Source organism: Kordia zhangzhouensis (assembly GCF_001005305.1).
Taxonomy (GTDB): Bacteria; Bacteroidota; Bacteroidia; order Flavobacteriales; family Flavobacteriaceae; genus Kordia; species Kordia zhangzhouensis.
Window position 1 is genome coordinate 89,987 of record NZ_LBMH01000002.1, and the last position, 16,826, is coordinate 106,812.

Genomic DNA, 16,826 nt, shown 5'->3' on the forward strand with positions numbered 1-16,826 from the left:
TAAAATAAGAATATTTTTAACCTTTATGAGAAGAATATGTGATCTTTCCATTGTTGGCAGTCATCTCTACTTTTTTTCCTTTTTCATAAAAAGTAAGCTGATGCGTTGTGCAAGTTTCAAATACAGGCATTTGTCGTTTTATGTAGTGAATATTTCCTTTTTTTGTTTGGATTTTTGCTTCTGCAAAAAAGTTTTTAATAATATAATTACCTGAGATTAATGCAGCCCAGAATTTATGAAAATTGCCTTCAACATATACCTGCGTTTCATCTCCGTGTATCTGCACATCTAATTGCTTTGGGATAAAGATATTCATGGTAATAGAAAATACTTTATGCGCACTTAGTTTATCATTAGGCAATTCAAATCCTTCAGCAAATGCACATTCAATATGCAATTGTTTGTTTTTGGTAGCTGTTACCACATTGACGTCGTGGTAATACTCTCCTTCCATTTTAGTTTCTATCGTAATTGTTTTATTGTTTGTACTGTATACATTAAGCTGAAATACCTTATCTGTGTTGATATGGATTTCTTGTATACCATGAGTCCCTATGGTTTGTTGGGTTACCTTTTGTGCAACACCTAAGGCATGTACTAGAAAAAACGATATGAGAAATAGTGTATTTTTCAACAGATTGGCGCTACTGAGTTACAGCAAATTTAAAAAAATGGATTCCTTAATAATAAAAAAGAAAAGCGCTCTATGAGCGCTTTGTAATATAATTGCTTAATTTTTACTTCTGCATATTTTTTGCTTCAATGCTTAGAGTTGCATGTGGCACTAATTTTAAGCGTTCTGGATTGATTAATTTTCCAGTAACTCTGCAAATTCCGTATGTTTTATTTTCAATACGAATCAGTGCATTTTTCAAGTCACGAATAAATTTTTCTTGACGAATGGCCAATTGCATATTTTTTTCTTTCGACATGGTTTCAGAACCTTCCTCAAACGCTTTAAAAGTAGGCGATGTATCATCGGTACCATTGTTATGATCGTTCATGTAAGCACTTTTAAGCAGTGCTAAATCTTTTTGTGCCTGATCAATCTTGTCTTGAATAATTTTTTTAAATTCTTCAAGTTGCTTGTCTGAGTATCTTATTTTAGTATCTTCCATGACTTACATTTTTTTAATAAACAATACGGTGTTCACATCATCGAAAGCAATTTCTGTTCCATTTTCTAGTTTGTCTACAAAGTTTAATTCAGCCGTTAACGTTTCTGTTTTCACATAGTCTAAATTTGCGTTCATAGCCTCTACTAATTGCTCGTCTTTTTGTAGCGTAACTTTTATTTTGTCGGTAACTTCAAAACCAGAATCTTTACGTAAATTTTGGATTCTATTTACTAATTCTCTAGCAACTCCTTCTTTACGCAATTCGTCAGTAATTGTTACGTCCAACGCCACAGTAACTCCTCCCGAATTGGCTACTAACCAACCTTCAATATCTTGCGAAGTAATTTCTACTTCTGTAATGTCTAATGTACTATTTTTTCCGTTAATTTCTACAGGTATTTTTCCTGTTTTTTCAATTTCGGCGATTTCTTCTTGTCCAAACTGCATGATTACAGCCGCAACCGCTTTCATATCTTTTCCATATTTAGGCCCCAACACCTTGAAATTTGGTTTTATTTGCTTAACTAATATACCCGAAGCATCATCTAAAAGTTCTATTTCTTTTACATTAACCTCTGACTTGATTAGTTCGGCAACAGCCAATATTTCTGCCTTATTTTGGGCATCTAACACTGGAACCATAATGCGTTGTAACGGTTGGCGCACTTTTATCTTTTCTTTAGCTCTTAACGATAGAACCAAGGAAGATATTGTTTGTGCATTTTCCATTTTACGCTCTAGCGATTTGTCAATAAACGCTTCGTCATACGTTGGAAATTTTGCCAAATGTACACTTTCAAAGTTTTCTGTATTTGTAGCTTTGGTTAAGTCTTTGTAAAGTCTGTCCATATAAAAAGGTGCAATTGGTGCTCCTAGTTTAGCTACAGTTAACATACAAGTGTATAGTGTTTGGTAAGCAGAAATTTTATCAGATCCATACTCTCCTTTCCAAAATCGTCTTCTACTTAAACGTACAAACCAGTTACTTAGGTTTTCTTGTACAAATTCTGAAATAGCTCTTACAGCTCTTGTAGGCTCATAATCAGCATAAAACGCATCTACATTCTTAACTAATGTATGTAATTCTGAAAGAATCCAACGGTCAATTTCTGGGCGTTCTGCTAGCGGAATTTCATCTTCACTATATGTAAAATTGTCAATGTTTGCATACAGACTAAAGAACGAATACGTATTGTACAGTGTTCCAAAGAATTTACGACGAACTTCTTCAATTCCCGGCGAATGCTCTTCAAAAGACTCTCCTTTTTCAGGATCTGGTTTTTCCCATGAAAACTTCAAATTGTCCCAAGGATTTGCATTTGAAATCATGTACCAACGCGTAGCATCTGGCCCATATTTATCGAGGGTAAAAAATGGATCGACAGCATTTCCTAAACGCTTGGACATTTTTTGTCCGTCTTTATCTAATACCAATCCGTTAGACACTACATTTTTATAGGCAACAGAATCAAAAACCATAGTTCCTATTGCATGAAGCGTATAAAACCATCCGCGTGTTTGATCAACTCCTTCAGCAATAAAATTAGCAGGGTAACTCTCATTAGCATCAATCTTTTCTTTGTTTTCAAACGGATAATGCCATTGAGCATACGGCATTGATCCAGAATCAAACCATACATCAATGAGATCGCTTTCTCGTTTCATTGGTTTTCCTGAAGGCGATACAAGTGTGATTGTATCTACAATGTGCTTGTGTAAATCTACTTTTTCATAGTTTTCTTCAGACATATTTCCAACTTCAAAACTAGCATATACATCTTTCGTCTCTACACCTGCTTCAATTGCTTTTTGAATTTCTGCTTTGAGCTCTTCTAACGAACCGATAATCAATTCTTCTTTTCCATCTTCTGTTCGCCATATTGGCAATGGAATTCCCCAGAATCGAGAACGAGATAAGTTCCAATCATTCGCTCCTGCAATCCAGTTACCAAAACGCCCTTCTCCAGTTGCTTTAGGCTTCCAATTGATTGTTTGGTTCAGTTCATACATTTTGTTTTTTACATCTGTAATTTTAATGAACCAAGAATCTAAAGGATAGTATAAAATAGGTTTATCTGTACGCCAGCAGTTTGGATAACTGTGAACATATTTTTCGACTTTGAAAGCTTTATTTTCAGTTTTGAGCTTGATTGCCAACTCTACATCTACTGATTTTTCAGGAGCTTCTCCATCTGCATAGTATTCATTTTTCACATATTTTCCTCCAAATTCACCCATTTCAGGTCTAAAACGGCCTTGTAAGTCTACCAAAGGCACAGGATTTCCATTTTCATCTAATACTAACATTGGCGGAACTTCTGGCGTAGCTTCTTTAGCAACTTTAGCATCATCTGCTCCAAATGTTGGCGCCGTATGCACGATTCCTGTTCCATCTTCTGTTGTTACAAAATCACCTGATATGACTCTAAATGCATTTGCTGCATTTTCATAGGGCAATGCATAATCGAGTAGTTGTTCATATTTAATCCCAACCAAGTCACTTCCTTTATGCTCGCTTACTACAAAATATGGTATTTTTTTATCTTCTTGTTGGTAAGCTTTTAATTCTTCTTGAGTTTCTACTTTCGTGAATTTTCCTGCGAATTGTTTCCCAACTAAGTTTTTTGCCAATATGACATTGATTGGTTCAAACGTATATTGATTGTATGATTGTACAAGCACATATTCAATTTTTGGCCCAACTGTTAATGCGGTATTTGAAGGTAACGTCCACGGAGTAGTCGTCCATGCTAAAAAATGAACATCTCCATCTATATCCTTCAGTTCATTAGGCAGTGTTTCTTTGATTGCTTTAAATTGGGCCACCACCGTTGTATCTGTTACATCTTGATAGGTTCCCGGCTGATTTAATTCATGCGAACTTAAACCCGTTCCTGCTTTTGGCGAATAAGGTTGTATTGTATAGCCTTTGTACATCAGTCCTTTATCATAGATTTGTTTTAGTAACCACCAAACACTCTCCATATATTTAGACTTGTAAGTGATATACGGAGTTTCCATATCCACCCAATACCCAGTACGGCGTGTCATATTGTTCCAGATATCCGTATAACGCATTACTGCTTTTTTGCAGGCTTCATTGTATTCTTCAATTGAAATTTTAGTTCCAATGTCTTCTTTCGTAATCTTCAGCTCTTTTTCTACACCTAACTCTATTGGCAAACCATGAGTATCCCAACCTGCTTTACGTTTTACTTGATATCCTTTTTGAGTTTTATATCTGCAGAAAATATCTTTAATGGCTCTTGCTAACACGTGATGAATTCCTGGAAGTCCATTTGCAGAAGGTGGTCCTTCAAAAAACACAAATGATTCAGCATTTTCACGAGAATTGATACTTTTTTCAAAGATGTTATTTTCTTCCCAGTAGTTTAGTATTTCATCTGCAACTGATGGTAAGTTTAATCCGTTGTATTCTGTAAATTTAGTAGCCATTTGTTTTGCTGTATATTAAGTTTGCGAAATTAATGAATTTCATTGAATTGTAATGTCTTAAATAAAAAAAGACCACTTGGCAGTCAAGTGGTCTTTTTTTTAGGTTTTATTCTGGTTTATTCTATAATCAGCTTTTTACTAATTTTTCCTTTTTCAGAATAGATATTTGCAATGTAAATACCACTTGACACATTATCTATTGGAATTCGAATAGTTGTTTCGTTAATTCCATCAGTAATAGACATTATTTGTTGTCCAAGTATGGTATGAATATCAATATTTTCTAGTGAGAATCCAGTATTGTTGGTAATCACCAACTCATCCGTTAATTTATCCGTATAAATTTGAATTCCATTTTCTAAAATTACACTGTTAACGCTTAATTGATTTTCTGGTTGGAATACTAACGAATATTTATCATTAGTTTCTCCTGCTGGAACAGAAATCTGGAAGTCACTTGCACGTAGGTCATGTGTTGTCCCAGTATGATTGTTCTTGATATAGATATTTACACTATTATCAATATTTTCTAATCCGTCAAGAGTGATTATTCCACCTCCTGAATTTTCAGAAACAATTCCCAGAGGGAACTCTCTCGCATCATGTAAGCTGCTTACAGCTTGAATTACGTATTTTTCATTTTCAAGAAACCAATACATATCATTTGCAGTAACTCCAATTGATTCTCCATCAAACCCTCTGTCAATACCATCTGTTGTTCTTCTATCAAAAGTCACTAATAACTGTCTGTGGAAACCTGCAGGATTGGTATAACCTAAACGAATTTTCTTTCTATTATCCTTAGGAATTCCTAGATATTCATAGATTTCTTCTTCTGTAGTTGGAACTGTTTCAGTTTCTGAATCTGACTCAGTTGCAGTGCTTTCTGCGTTTGCTGGATTAGGAATAAGTCCTACATCATCGCTATTTCCAGATCGCATGAATGTTGAAAATTCAAAAGAACCAATATATTCTGGCACATAAATTCTTTGCGAGTTATTGAATTCAACAGTAGCGGAAGTTCCATTTCCAGCATTGTTATCTCCTTGTACAAAGAATCCTTGTCCTACTGGGATATATCTTTTTGGTGTTTCAGTTCCCGAACCAGTTTGATCAACCGTTGGATGCGACATTGCCGGAGTTCCTCCACCAAGCGTATAAGTAGCATAACCTCCTTGGTAATCTAGAAGCACATGGGTTCCTCCTCCCCAATGTTCCCAGAAGTATAATGTTCCAGAAGTTGCGTCATTCGCTAGGTTATCATTAATAAACTCATCTGCATCAATTGAACTTGGATATGGGTTTCCAACAAGGTATAAGTTATCATCCCCAAGAGGCCCAACCGTTATAACTCCATTGTTTGGTTTTCCTCTGAACACATAGTTTTGTTCTTCTTTTTCATCTCCTAAGGAAACTCCTTTCATTGTATATCCTTCTCCAGGATTTATGTTTCCAGTATTTCGAGTAAGCAACCAAGCGTCATAGTCTTCATCTCCACCATTAACAAATTTATATATCCAACGTGTACTTATGGTAAATGGCGAAGTTAATCCATCTGCATTGGTCGTCCACGCAACAGCTCCTGGCGTAGCAACCGTTGTACCATCCAATAGAACGTCTTGTAAAGTATACGTTTGGTTATTTGCAGTAGTATTGACTAAACTTACAGGCGATGACCAATAATTGTAAGTAAAACGATTTGCTGTTCCTTGCTGATCTCTTTCAACTGTTCCTGCACTTGTAACAGCCAAGTCACTTCGTACTGTTTGTAAAAATTGGCTTTCTCCTTGCAAATCAATAGTTCCGTTAATTTCTGTATACCATATATTTGTTAATGAAGAACCTGATCCTGCTGTAATAGCAAATGGAGATGTACTAGTTACAACCGGATTAACTCCAGATATTGTAAGTCTTGCTCCTGGATCAACGATTAATCCTAAGGTAGAATAGCTCGCGCTTGCAGTAACATTATTTTTAATTTCAACTATTGACCAGTTAATGCTGGAAGCCGAAGGTGTATCCCAAACATTACCATGCTCCCAAGTAGCATCACTCGTCCAGTTTCCATCAGCAATAGTAGTATATGGCATTGGAGCTGTTTGAGGCTCAATGGTTGACATATTTTTCATGAATGAATAGTTTCCATTCCCGGTCATATCTTCCAAACGATTTCCTTTGATAGAAGACATATCATAATAAGTAACTAACGAAGACCACAATACGTTTGCTCCAGAGGTAAAGTCTTCAATATCTTTTGGAATGGTTTTTCCTCTTACATTTGATCCATTTTGCTCAATTTCTTGATGCACCATTTCTCGTAATTGATCGGTCGTCAGAGCAACGTCAAAAATTCGCACTTCATCAATTGATCCTGTAAAGAAATTTATATTATCAAAAGTTCCCATTCGGAAAGGGTTTGAATTTGATGGTAATGGATCCAATCCTCCTCCTCCGATTAGTAACCCATTAAGATAATAATTGGCTGTCGATGTTGCTGAATTGACAACAATTGCAAAGTGAACCCAATCAGTAATACCGGAACTAGCCGCTCTAGGCACACCACCAGTTTGTCCTTCTTGAATTGCTAATAACCCAGAACTCAAGTAGAATCTAAATTGTCCTTGTACACCTAAAATTCTTCTATCTGCATTTGCAACAGACTGACCTGGGTTTTTAATCCAACCCATTACTGTGTAATCAGTTAAAGAAGTAGTTATAGGCGTTCTGTCTTCTACATAATCATCTACACCATCAAAGAATAATGAATTAGCTCCTGTAACTGTTTGAGGTTCTGCAAGTGTAAAATATTGTCCATCTTCAAGATTTACCCCTGTAAATGTTAATATTCCTCCTACATTAGTTCCTTCATAGTTTTCATAGGCTGTAAAAGAAGAGTTGTCTGCAATATATAATTCTAAATCATCCAAATTAGTCAATCCACTAGCACTCATATCAAACTCTAGTTCTACTGTTCCAACATCAACTGTGCTTTCTCTTGCCAACCAAACTTTATTCAACATTCCTAGAGTTCTTTCTGGCAATGTAGTAGTTTGAATTGTTTCTGCCATACCATTGTTTCCTACGATTAGATAACTTAAGTTAGAATCGAACGAGCCTGATTCTTTTCGAATGGTTAGCACATCAGCAGGGCTTACATTAACACTTTTTGATTGTATTTGAGACAATCCAGAGTTATCATCTCTAGCAATCCCAAACACATTATATCCAAATCCAGCATTTGCAGAACCATCCCAAATTACGCTTCCATCAGAAGCTACGTAGTCTTTACTTGTTCCCGCATATCCAAAAGGTGATGAAGTATTGGTTGGTGTATCCCAATATGCATCATTAGATCCTAGAGTGATTCCATATTTAATTGCCAAGTATGACTCGATTCGCTCCATTTCAGATACGGAGATATCTCTATCATACATAATAATTTCAGCGATTTCTCCATTATATGTATAACCAGATCCAGTGTTTGCAGAACCTGCTCGACGTGCTCCAATTAATACGTCTACACCCGACGCATCTCCAGAAAGAACCCCGTCATTTCGATCTGCAGGATCTAACACACCATTTACATAAGGTGTTAATCGCGTTAATGGATCACCTGTATTAGACACAATACCTGCAGTTAATTTCGGTTCATTTAATGCATAGATTGTTCCCCAGCGAACTGCTTGTTGAGCACCTGTTCCACTTAATCTTCCTAAAGTATGGTGTAACACCCTATCAGTAGTACCAAACCAAACTTGATAGTTACGTATATCGTTATTTCCTTTACAAATTACTGTTCCAGTAGATGCTCCGTTAGTAATAACCATAGTAATAATGGTCATTTCGTCATTCAACGGCTGAAGATCTAATTCTGGCTGATTTCCTAAATTAAGAAATTGATTCCCTGTAAATTGAATTACTGGGTTAAAGTTTAATCCGTTAGCAACGTATTGAGCATCTGTAGTTCCTTGTGATACTGCAGTAAATCCGTTTGAAGACTGATCTGTCCAGCTATCTACATCTGTTCCTGTTAATGACGTCCCAGCATCTGCTTTCATCCATAATTGTAAATTGCTCGAAATAGCTCCAGGACTTACAGTTGGTAACACTCCGTTACCACTTATATTAAAGGTATATGATTGTTCTAATAAATCAGGATCGTTATTTGCAATAATAATTTCTCCTGTAGCTACTCCAACAAGTGTTGGCGAATAGGTTATGGAGAACGTAGTGGTTTCTCCAGGAGATAATGACAAATCTGAAGGCTGGGTTGTTATAGAAAAGGCTGCATTGGTTCCCACACCAAAACTTACTGGGTTACTAGGGAGAGTTAAATCTGTTGAAGTTCCAGTATTTTCAATGGTATACGTTCTTGTTACACTACCCACACCTACTGTAGCGTTTCCAAAACTCGTATGATCTGCCAATGAAGGTACATTTAGTGAACCATCTAGAATTTCTACTAAGTTACCACTTACAAAAATATCTGGCGGAAGCGAAGCTGCTACAATATTTACTGTATAGTCTTCAACTTCTCCATAATCAAAACCTGTAGCTACAACATCACATGGATCACTTGGTGTTACATTATACTGCATTTGTACACGCATTCGTGTATTTCCCGCTAAAGCAGTTCCAGGGACTGTAAAATTACCAGATACAACAGCAGTTGTGCTCGGGGTACTATTGAATACTAGCTCTCCCGAATCGAAAAAGTCACCATCTTGATTGAAATCGATCCATACACCAACTCCTTCACTATATACGGTACCGCTCCAAGTTTTTGTTACGGTAACTGTATAATTGGATGTAGTGTTAAGGTTCGTAGGAGTTACAGCAGTAAAGTCTGTATATCCACTTGCTGGCTGAGCAGGACTTGCGTTATCAAGTGTATTTAATTGAACTCGTCCTATCCATTCGTCAGCAACACTATTCCCTGCAGAGGCACAATATTGAGCGCTCGCATACGAAAAACTAAATAATAATATTAGTAATGAGTAGATTTGTTTCATTGGGTTAAGAATTTTTTTAAGGCAATGTAAATTTACTTTATTTTTTAATTTTCATGTAATGGTAGTGTTTTGAATCTATTAATTTAGATGAAATCTATGAATTTGTCGACAAAATTGTGACTAAATTTCGAAATAGTTTGTTTTTAACAAATATTTTCTTTCTTAAAAAATTCAAAATGTATAATTCACTCCTAAAATCAAGTTTCTTCCAGCTGCTGTAATTCCAGAAGAGTACACTCTATATCGCTGATCTGTAATGTTTTCTAAAGAAGCTGTAAGATTGACATTTTCAGTAATCTCAATGTTAGATCTTGCATTGATGGTAACCCACGAAGGAGAATACGGGTTTCCATTTTCATCGCTCAAATAAAAGTAATCTTTACTACGCTCAGAAGGAGCTAAATTATTGTAGTCAATTGAGCCATTAAAATTAGTAAAGATGTCAAACTTAAGTTTATTAGTTTTATATATGAAATGTACATTTCCGAAAATAGGCGACACATGTCGCAAAGGAACTTTTGTCCCATCTGCTTGCTCTTCTTCCCCGCGAGGAATTGTTAAGTCTGCCGTGATTTGGGTTTTTTTATCAAATCTAGCAGCAAACCCAAATTCAAATCCGTATGTAAACACTTTCGAAGCATTTTGAATTGCTTGAACATTGCTAGGCTCTCCATTGTATATAATTTCTGTTTCTCCATTTAAAGAAAAATCTTTTCGTATCAATGCATCATCTAAAAGTGTGTAGAAAGCTGTAAAATTTAGATCGAAACTATTTCCTATTTTTTTTTGTATCCCAAATTCTGCATTGTATGCATACTCTGGCGTAAGGTGTGGATTAGGAACAACTACTGAACCTGGTTCCGAATCAAACACTTTTCCAATATCGTCAATGTTTGGTGCGCGAAATGCCGTTCCAAGGTTTGCGGTTATTTGCCAATTTTTAGGCAACCAACTAAAGCCAATACTTCCTGTAAATGCTCCTGTATTTGTGCTGGCTTCTGTAAAAGGGAAAGGGTAAAAAGTTCTATCAAAATCTGTATTAATCAGTATATGATTGTATCGCAATCCAGATTGTACAATAAATTTAGGATTGGGCTTGTATTCTACACTTGTATAAGCAGCCATTGATTGCCATCTAGCTCCTTCAGGATATCGAGAAGGTGCGTCCATGATTTCGTTCGTATCAATATTTTGATCATATCCATCAGAATGCACCTTATTGTATACATATTCTAAACCATAAAATACTTTTATTTTTGGATTGAATCTTTTTTCAAAGTCAAGGCTAGAAGAGATAGCTTCTACTTTTTCTTCTGTAACATTTAAGATGACATCTTGAAAGTTTCTATTATGTCTACTTTCTTCAAAACGCTGATAAGCATTGGTAAATTTTACATTGTCATAATAGGTATTATTTCCTTTTTTTTGTGTTTGAAGATTTGCCATAAACCATTTTTGCGGGCCATAAAACCAATCTCCATAACGTAGTTCACCATTTCTATATTGAATTAAACGATCATAGCGTGGATAATCAGATGTTTCAGAGTAATGAAATCCAAGATCAAATTCCCAAAAATCATCAGGCACTAATTTTATACGTTGTGCCACGTTGAACTGGCTATATCCTGTAAATCGCTGAATGAGTGGATTTCCATTATTTACTACCACATCACTACCATTCATTCTAGTTACAAATTCTGGTCTTAAATACGCATCATCTCCATTTTTTCCCATACGAAGGTCATCAAAATCATTGTAGCTCACACTGGTCAAAAATGCCCATTTTTTTAACCCTATATTAAAGTCAAAATGCCCTGTTTTTTCTTTATTTGCAGAAGCATATCTCAGATTCGCATTTCCTGAAAATTTTGTTTCTTCTGTCCAAGATAGTTTGGGTGTTTTGGTATAAAAATTCATTACACCTCCAACAGCATCACTTCCATAAATTACTGAGCCAGGACCAAGAATCACTTCGGTATTATTAACATTAAAAGGGTCAATAGAAATCACATTTTGTATATTTCCTCCTCTGAAGATAGCGTTATTCATTCGGACACCATCAACAGATATCAATAACCTATTCGTTGAAAACCCTCTTATCATAGGGCTTCCACCACCTAGTTGACTTTTTTGAACAAATATTTTTCCACTTCTTTCTAAAAGATCTGCAGCTGTTTGCGGTGAAGAGTTTACAATATCATTATTACTGATACTAACAATTTTTTTAGGAACTTCTTTTTTGTCTTGCTGCCATTTAGAGACTGAAATGATAATTTTTGATAATTCTGAGGAAGATCTTACCAAGTGTATTTTGTTCTTATTTTCTAAGATTAGCTTTTTAGTAATCGTTACTGGAAGATAAGAAATGTGTTGAAATGTAATTTCTTCATTTTCACCAAACATGGAGATATCAATGCGACCTCTTGCATTGGTAATTCCTCCTTTTGATTGGTCTTTATTGTACACATTTACATTAGAAATGTTACGATCATTAATAATATCTTTTACTTGAATTTCTTGACTAAATAGAGCAGTAGAAAAAATAAAAGAAATTATAACGACAATACCTTTTATTTTATTTGAATACTTCATGTAACACTTCCATTGATTTCGGTTGCCTAAACCCTTGCAAATGTAATTTAAAATATTGAATGAATATTGCAAGAATTTCATTTCTTCTATGAGAAGATAATGCTATAGTGTGTTGTTCATCAAATTTTATGCCTAATAAGCGTTTAAAGAGTGTTAAATTTTCTCCTGAAATGCATTCATTTAAAGTACTTTCATCAAAAAACTGACCTTCATATAAATCAAAGTAGTTTTTGTGAATATGCGCTGTTTCTGGATAAAATCCTAAATATTTCGTTAGATGAATAAGAAAGAATATGTGAAAGTTTGCCACCTCGTCATGTATATCCAACCATTGCAAGGCGTTTTCAATAAATGCAAATAGAGATTCATTTTTTTCTTCTTCTTGAATGGAAAAGTTTAATATTTCAGACAAGAAAAGCACAATAGCACTTTTGGCAATAGTGGTATGTATAGAAGTATACGGATATACCGTTTTTACTTCTTTTATGTATTCTAAGCTTCCTTTGTTTTTGTGATTCGCAACAATTTCCAGTTGCATTAACGGTTGGAAGTATGCAATTTTAAGTTTTCCTTTTTTTGATTTTAAGATTCCTCGTAATAGATAGCTTTTTATTCCGTCGGAAGCTGTAAAACATTTGACAATGATACCTGCATCACCATATTTGATGGTTGATATCACGATAGCTTTAGTGGTTACTATCATTTAACGAACGACCATTACTTTGGTTACCTTGGTTTCTGAACCATCTTCATTTGCAATCAAAATTAAATAAACTCCAGAAGCCACTTTATGTTTCCCAAAAGCGGTTAAATCCCACAGTAGTGTTCCTCCTTCTGATGTTGTTTCGTAAACCAAATTTCCCTCAATATCAGTAATCTTTACATTTGCATTGTTAGTGAGACCTGCAATGGTTAAGTTTCCACTAAAACCAGGACGTACTGGATTTGGATACGCATAAACATTTTCTAATGTTTCTTTGGGAGCAGTAGCCGTCCCTTGGAATGACAATAGTCCTTTGGTTGTAGCAATATATACACGACCTGTTTCTGAGTCTATTTCGATATCTGTTACAGTATTTGTAGGTAGTGGCGAATTGTCTTTTGTAAAATGCGCTAGTGTTTCTGTGGCATCTGAAGACATATAGAATACTCCTGAAGCTGAAGTCGCAATCCATTTATTGTTCGAACCATCAACTTCAATATCTGTCACAGTTTGCTCAAATAGTAATTCTTTAGGCACTCCATCTTCATCTACAATAATGATGTCATCTGATTGCGGATCACTATCATCAAAAATTCCATCAGCTCCATAGTATACTCTAATTCCTTTTACAGTACCAATCCACAGGTTTCCTGTTTTATCAATTTCAATCGCCCTAACATCAGTTGAAGGCAAATTTCCTGCTTCTTCTTCACTGATAGAAACAAATCGTGAACCTGCGCTACGCGTTTCATCAAAAGCTAATACTCCGTGAGATTGTGTGGAAATAAATTTTAATCCGTTGTTGCTAATTTCAATTTTAGAAAGAGCATTTTCTGCGCTAAAAGGATCACTGATTATTTCAGTAACTGTATACGATTCCCATTGGCCGCTGGTTCGCAATACTTTTATTCCATTATCTACTTTAGAATTCAATACCCACAAATTTCCATCATCATCAAACTCAGTTGCTCCAATACGTATGTCAATATAGTTTGGATTACCAATATCTAACGACTCAAGACCGCTATTGGTAGTGTTAAATAATTCCACAGGTTCATTTTCTTCTATGCGCAATACTCCTGAGAAAAATGAACTTAAAAATACTTCATTGGTATTGGAAGGATTTACAGCCGCATGAACTATACTTCTCGCATCATACGCATCGGTATATGGAATATTTACCCAAGCCATTTCTTGTAAGTGACTTACTCCTCTTTTATCTAAAGGATATGGATTATATCCTGCATCATAATCACCGTATACCACCCATAGTTCATTAGGAATTGCCGTGATAGAAAATGTATTGTTTAGCAGAGGCCCATCAGGCAATATTTGAGTTGCCGTACTTGGCATTGGAAAGGTTGTTTTTAAGATTCCTTGAGTTTCAGTTCCGAGATATAATGTGTTTTCTATAAGTAATACTGAATTGAACTCCAATTCTGGGTATTCATCTAACGCCTGAATTCCCGCTACTTCATTTAAGTCACTGTCATACACGTGTACTTCTTGATCATGTACAACAATCATGTAATTATCAATAACTTTAAAGTCTTCTAATAATGTTGGGTATTGAGGAACTTGTGATAGAAAAGAAAAGCCAGTCCCATTGAAACGAAACATTCTTCGGGTTGTAGTAATTCCATATAAGTCATCTCCAAAAGCAATGATTCCTTGCCAATTAGAAGAATTGATTCGTTCCCATTCTGCAAAATCAATCAAATTATCATTGGCAACAATTGCCCTATATATTCCTGCATTTGTTGCTGCATATATATACTCACCAAAAATAGTTGTTTGTCTTACTTCTAGTTGACTCCCATTTGCCCCAATAAAGTATGTATCACCAAATTCCAACGCATTGATATCGTACAGAGATATTCCATAATTTGTAGCGATATACAATTTACCATTGTATTCTAAAATATGGTTAAGTTGTTTTTTGTTTGGTGGAATTGTTGGCTTATCAACAATATCTACCACTTTACGAATTTCTCTTGTATTGATGTCAAATACTTCTATAAGTCCTGTAGTATAGCCCAAAACATATTTTTGAGCGGCATCGCTTAAGTAAGCTGTGCTAATTTCTTCTCCAGACAAACCATTTACGGTAGAAATTTTCTCTATCTCGCCTGATTGTATATTGTAAGTAAAAAAAGCATTGTCTGAAGCTCCGTAAATTTTTTCGGAATTGGCAGAAATATCTACCACATTATTATATGAATAGTGACCTAACCATGAATTATTAGCAGATTGTCCGTAAGAGAACATATGGCTTAATAAAAGTAGTAAATATAAAACCCTCTTCATTTATTTTTCTATTTAGAACTGTCTCGACAAAACAACCGTTTGCCATTCTTTTTGAGATATTTCATCAAATATATTTAATAATAACGTAAATGAATTGGTTATCATATATTATTGTCATAAAAAAAACTTCTCACGTATTTGCGAGAAGCTTTTATATGATTTAATAGATAAATTTATAATACGCCTTGAGCGATCATAGCATCAGCTACTTTTACGAATCCTGCAATATTTGCTCCTTTTACGTAGTCCACAAATCCGCTATCATCCGTTCCATGCTCAACACATTTAGCGTGGATGTCGTTCATAATAGCATGTAATTTTGCATCAACTTCCTCGCGAGTCCAACTCATACGTAATGAGTTTTGTGTCATTTCCAATCCTGAAGTAGCTACTCCTCCTGCATTAGATGCTTTTCCTGGAGCAAAAAGAATTTTATTTTCTAAAAATACTTCAATTGCTTCTGGTGTAGAAGGCATGTTTGCTCCTTCACTAACACAAATACATCCGTTACTTACTAATGTTTTAGCTTCTTCTCCGTTTAATTCATTTTGAGTGGCACATGGCAAAGCAATATCACAAGCAATACTCCAAGGACGTTCTCCTTCGAAGTACTCAGCTCCAGTATATTTTTCTGTATATTCTTTGATACGCCCTCGCTTTACATTTTTTAAATCCATTATGAAAGCTAACTTGTCTTCATCGATTCCGTCTTTATCATGAATATACCCAGAAGAATCTGACATAGTTACTACTTTTGCTCCTAATTGGATAGCTTTTTCAGCAGCATACTGAGCCACATTTCCAGAACCTGAAATTACAACAGTTTTTCCGTTGAATGATTCGTTTCTAGTATTTAACATGTTTTGTGCAAAATATACATTCCCGTATCCAGTAGCTTCAGGACGAATTAAAGATCCTCCCCAATTGATACCTTTTCCTGTAAGTACTCCTGTAAACTCGTTACGCAACTTTTTGTACATTCCAAACATGTATCCTATTTCGCGTCCACCAACACCGATATCTCCTGCAGGCACATCTGTATCTGGTCCAATATGTCTATATAACTCTGACATGAAAGCTTGACAGAAACGCATAATCTCATTATCAGATTTTCCTTTTGGATTGAAGTCAGAACCTCCTTTTCCTCCACCCATTGGAAGTGTTGTTAAACTATTTTTAAATACTTGCTCGAAAGCCAAGAACTTAAGAATACTCAAGTTTACGCTTGGATGAAAACGCAGTCCTCCTTTATAAGGTCCTATCGCAGAATTCATTTGAATTCTGTACCCGCGGTTTACCTGAATTTCTCCATTATCATCTACCCAAGAAACTCTAAACATTACAACACGTTCAGGCTCTACCATTCTTTCAAGTATTTTTGTCCCTTTGTATTTTTCTTTTCCTTCAATATAAGGGATTACAGCTTCCGCCACTTCCTGAACTGCTTGTAAAAATTCAGATTCATGTCCGTTAGTCTGCTTTACCGAGTCTAAAAACTCTTTTACTTTTGCTTCCATAAACGAAGTTTAATTAACAAATTTTTATTAATTTCATTATTTGACTATACAAATATACATTTAATTAAAAATAAACAGTCTTTTTTTTATAATTTGATAATGTACATATATTAAATTTTGA

8 protein-coding genes are annotated in these 16,826 nt (G+C 35.2%); all 8 read right to left on the reverse strand.

Translation table 11 applies throughout. The features are described from left to right. Positions 1-16: 16 nt before the first annotated feature. Positions 17-634: a hypothetical protein gene (locus AA088_RS01915; protein WP_046743268.1), complete on the reverse strand. Its 618-nt coding sequence runs from the start codon at positions 632-634 to the stop codon at positions 17-19. A 103-nt stretch (positions 635-737) separates the two neighbouring features. Then, positions 738-1,118, reverse strand: a complete 381-nt coding sequence (locus tag AA088_RS01920) for a TraR/DksA family transcriptional regulator (RefSeq protein WP_046743269.1) — start codon at positions 1,116-1,118, stop codon at positions 738-740. Positions 1,119-1,121: 3 nt separating this feature from the next. Next, complete coding sequence (gene ileS, locus AA088_RS01925; protein ID WP_046743270.1) at positions 1,122-4,574, reverse strand: isoleucine--tRNA ligase; 3,453 nt, start codon at positions 4,572-4,574, stop codon at positions 1,122-1,124. 116 nt (positions 4,575-4,690) lie between these two features. Then, on the reverse strand, positions 4,691-9,586 hold the full coding sequence (locus AA088_RS01930) for a GEVED domain-containing protein (RefSeq protein WP_046743271.1): 4,896 nt from the start codon (positions 9,584-9,586) through the stop codon (positions 4,691-4,693). A 171-nt stretch (positions 9,587-9,757) separates the two neighbouring features. Then, positions 9,758-12,178 carry a TonB-dependent receptor plug domain-containing protein gene (locus AA088_RS01935; RefSeq protein WP_046743272.1) on the reverse strand — a complete coding sequence of 807 codons (2,421 nt, stop codon included), beginning with the start codon at positions 12,176-12,178 and terminating at the stop codon, positions 9,758-9,760. Further along, the gene (recO, locus tag AA088_RS01940; protein WP_046743273.1) at positions 12,162-12,881 is read right to left on the reverse strand and encodes a DNA repair protein RecO; all 720 of its coding nucleotides are present in this window, start codon (positions 12,879-12,881) and stop codon (positions 12,162-12,164) included. The genes AA088_RS01935 and recO overlap by 17 nt, the downstream gene beginning before the upstream one ends. Continuing rightward, positions 12,882-15,188 carry a type IX secretion system anionic LPS delivery protein PorZ gene (gene porZ, locus AA088_RS01945; RefSeq protein ID WP_046743274.1) on the reverse strand — a complete coding sequence of 769 codons (2,307 nt, stop codon included), beginning with the start codon at positions 15,186-15,188 and terminating at the stop codon, positions 12,882-12,884. A gap of 173 nt (positions 15,189-15,361) precedes the next feature. Continuing rightward, positions 15,362-16,705: an NADP-specific glutamate dehydrogenase gene (gdhA, locus tag AA088_RS01950; RefSeq protein WP_046743275.1), complete on the reverse strand. Its 1,344-nt coding sequence runs from the start codon at positions 16,703-16,705 to the stop codon at positions 15,362-15,364. Between the last annotated feature and the right edge of the window lie 121 nt (positions 16,706-16,826).

Excerpts from the sequence above, each read along its gene's own strand:
- AA088_RS01920 (WP_046743269.1), bottom strand. The coding sequence starts at position 1,118 with ATGGAAGATACTAAAATAAGATACTCAGACAAGCAACTTGAAGAATTT.
- ileS (WP_046743270.1), bottom strand. The coding sequence starts at position 4,574 with ATGGCTACTAAATTTACAGAATACAACGGATTAAACTTACCATCAGTT.
- AA088_RS01930 (WP_046743271.1), bottom strand. The coding sequence starts at position 9,586 with ATGAAACAAATCTACTCATTACTAATATTATTATTTAGTTTTTCGTAT.
- AA088_RS01935 (WP_046743272.1), bottom strand. The coding sequence starts at position 12,178 with ATGAAGTATTCAAATAAAATAAAAGGTATTGTCGTTATAATTTCTTTT.
- recO (WP_046743273.1), bottom strand. The coding sequence starts at position 12,881 with ATGATAGTAACCACTAAAGCTATCGTGATATCAACCATCAAATATGGT.
- porZ (WP_046743274.1), bottom strand. The coding sequence starts at position 15,188 with ATGAAGAGGGTTTTATATTTACTACTTTTATTAAGCCATATGTTCTCT.
- gdhA (WP_046743275.1), bottom strand. The coding sequence starts at position 16,705 with ATGGAAGCAAAAGTAAAAGAGTTTTTAGACTCGGTAAAGCAGACTAAC.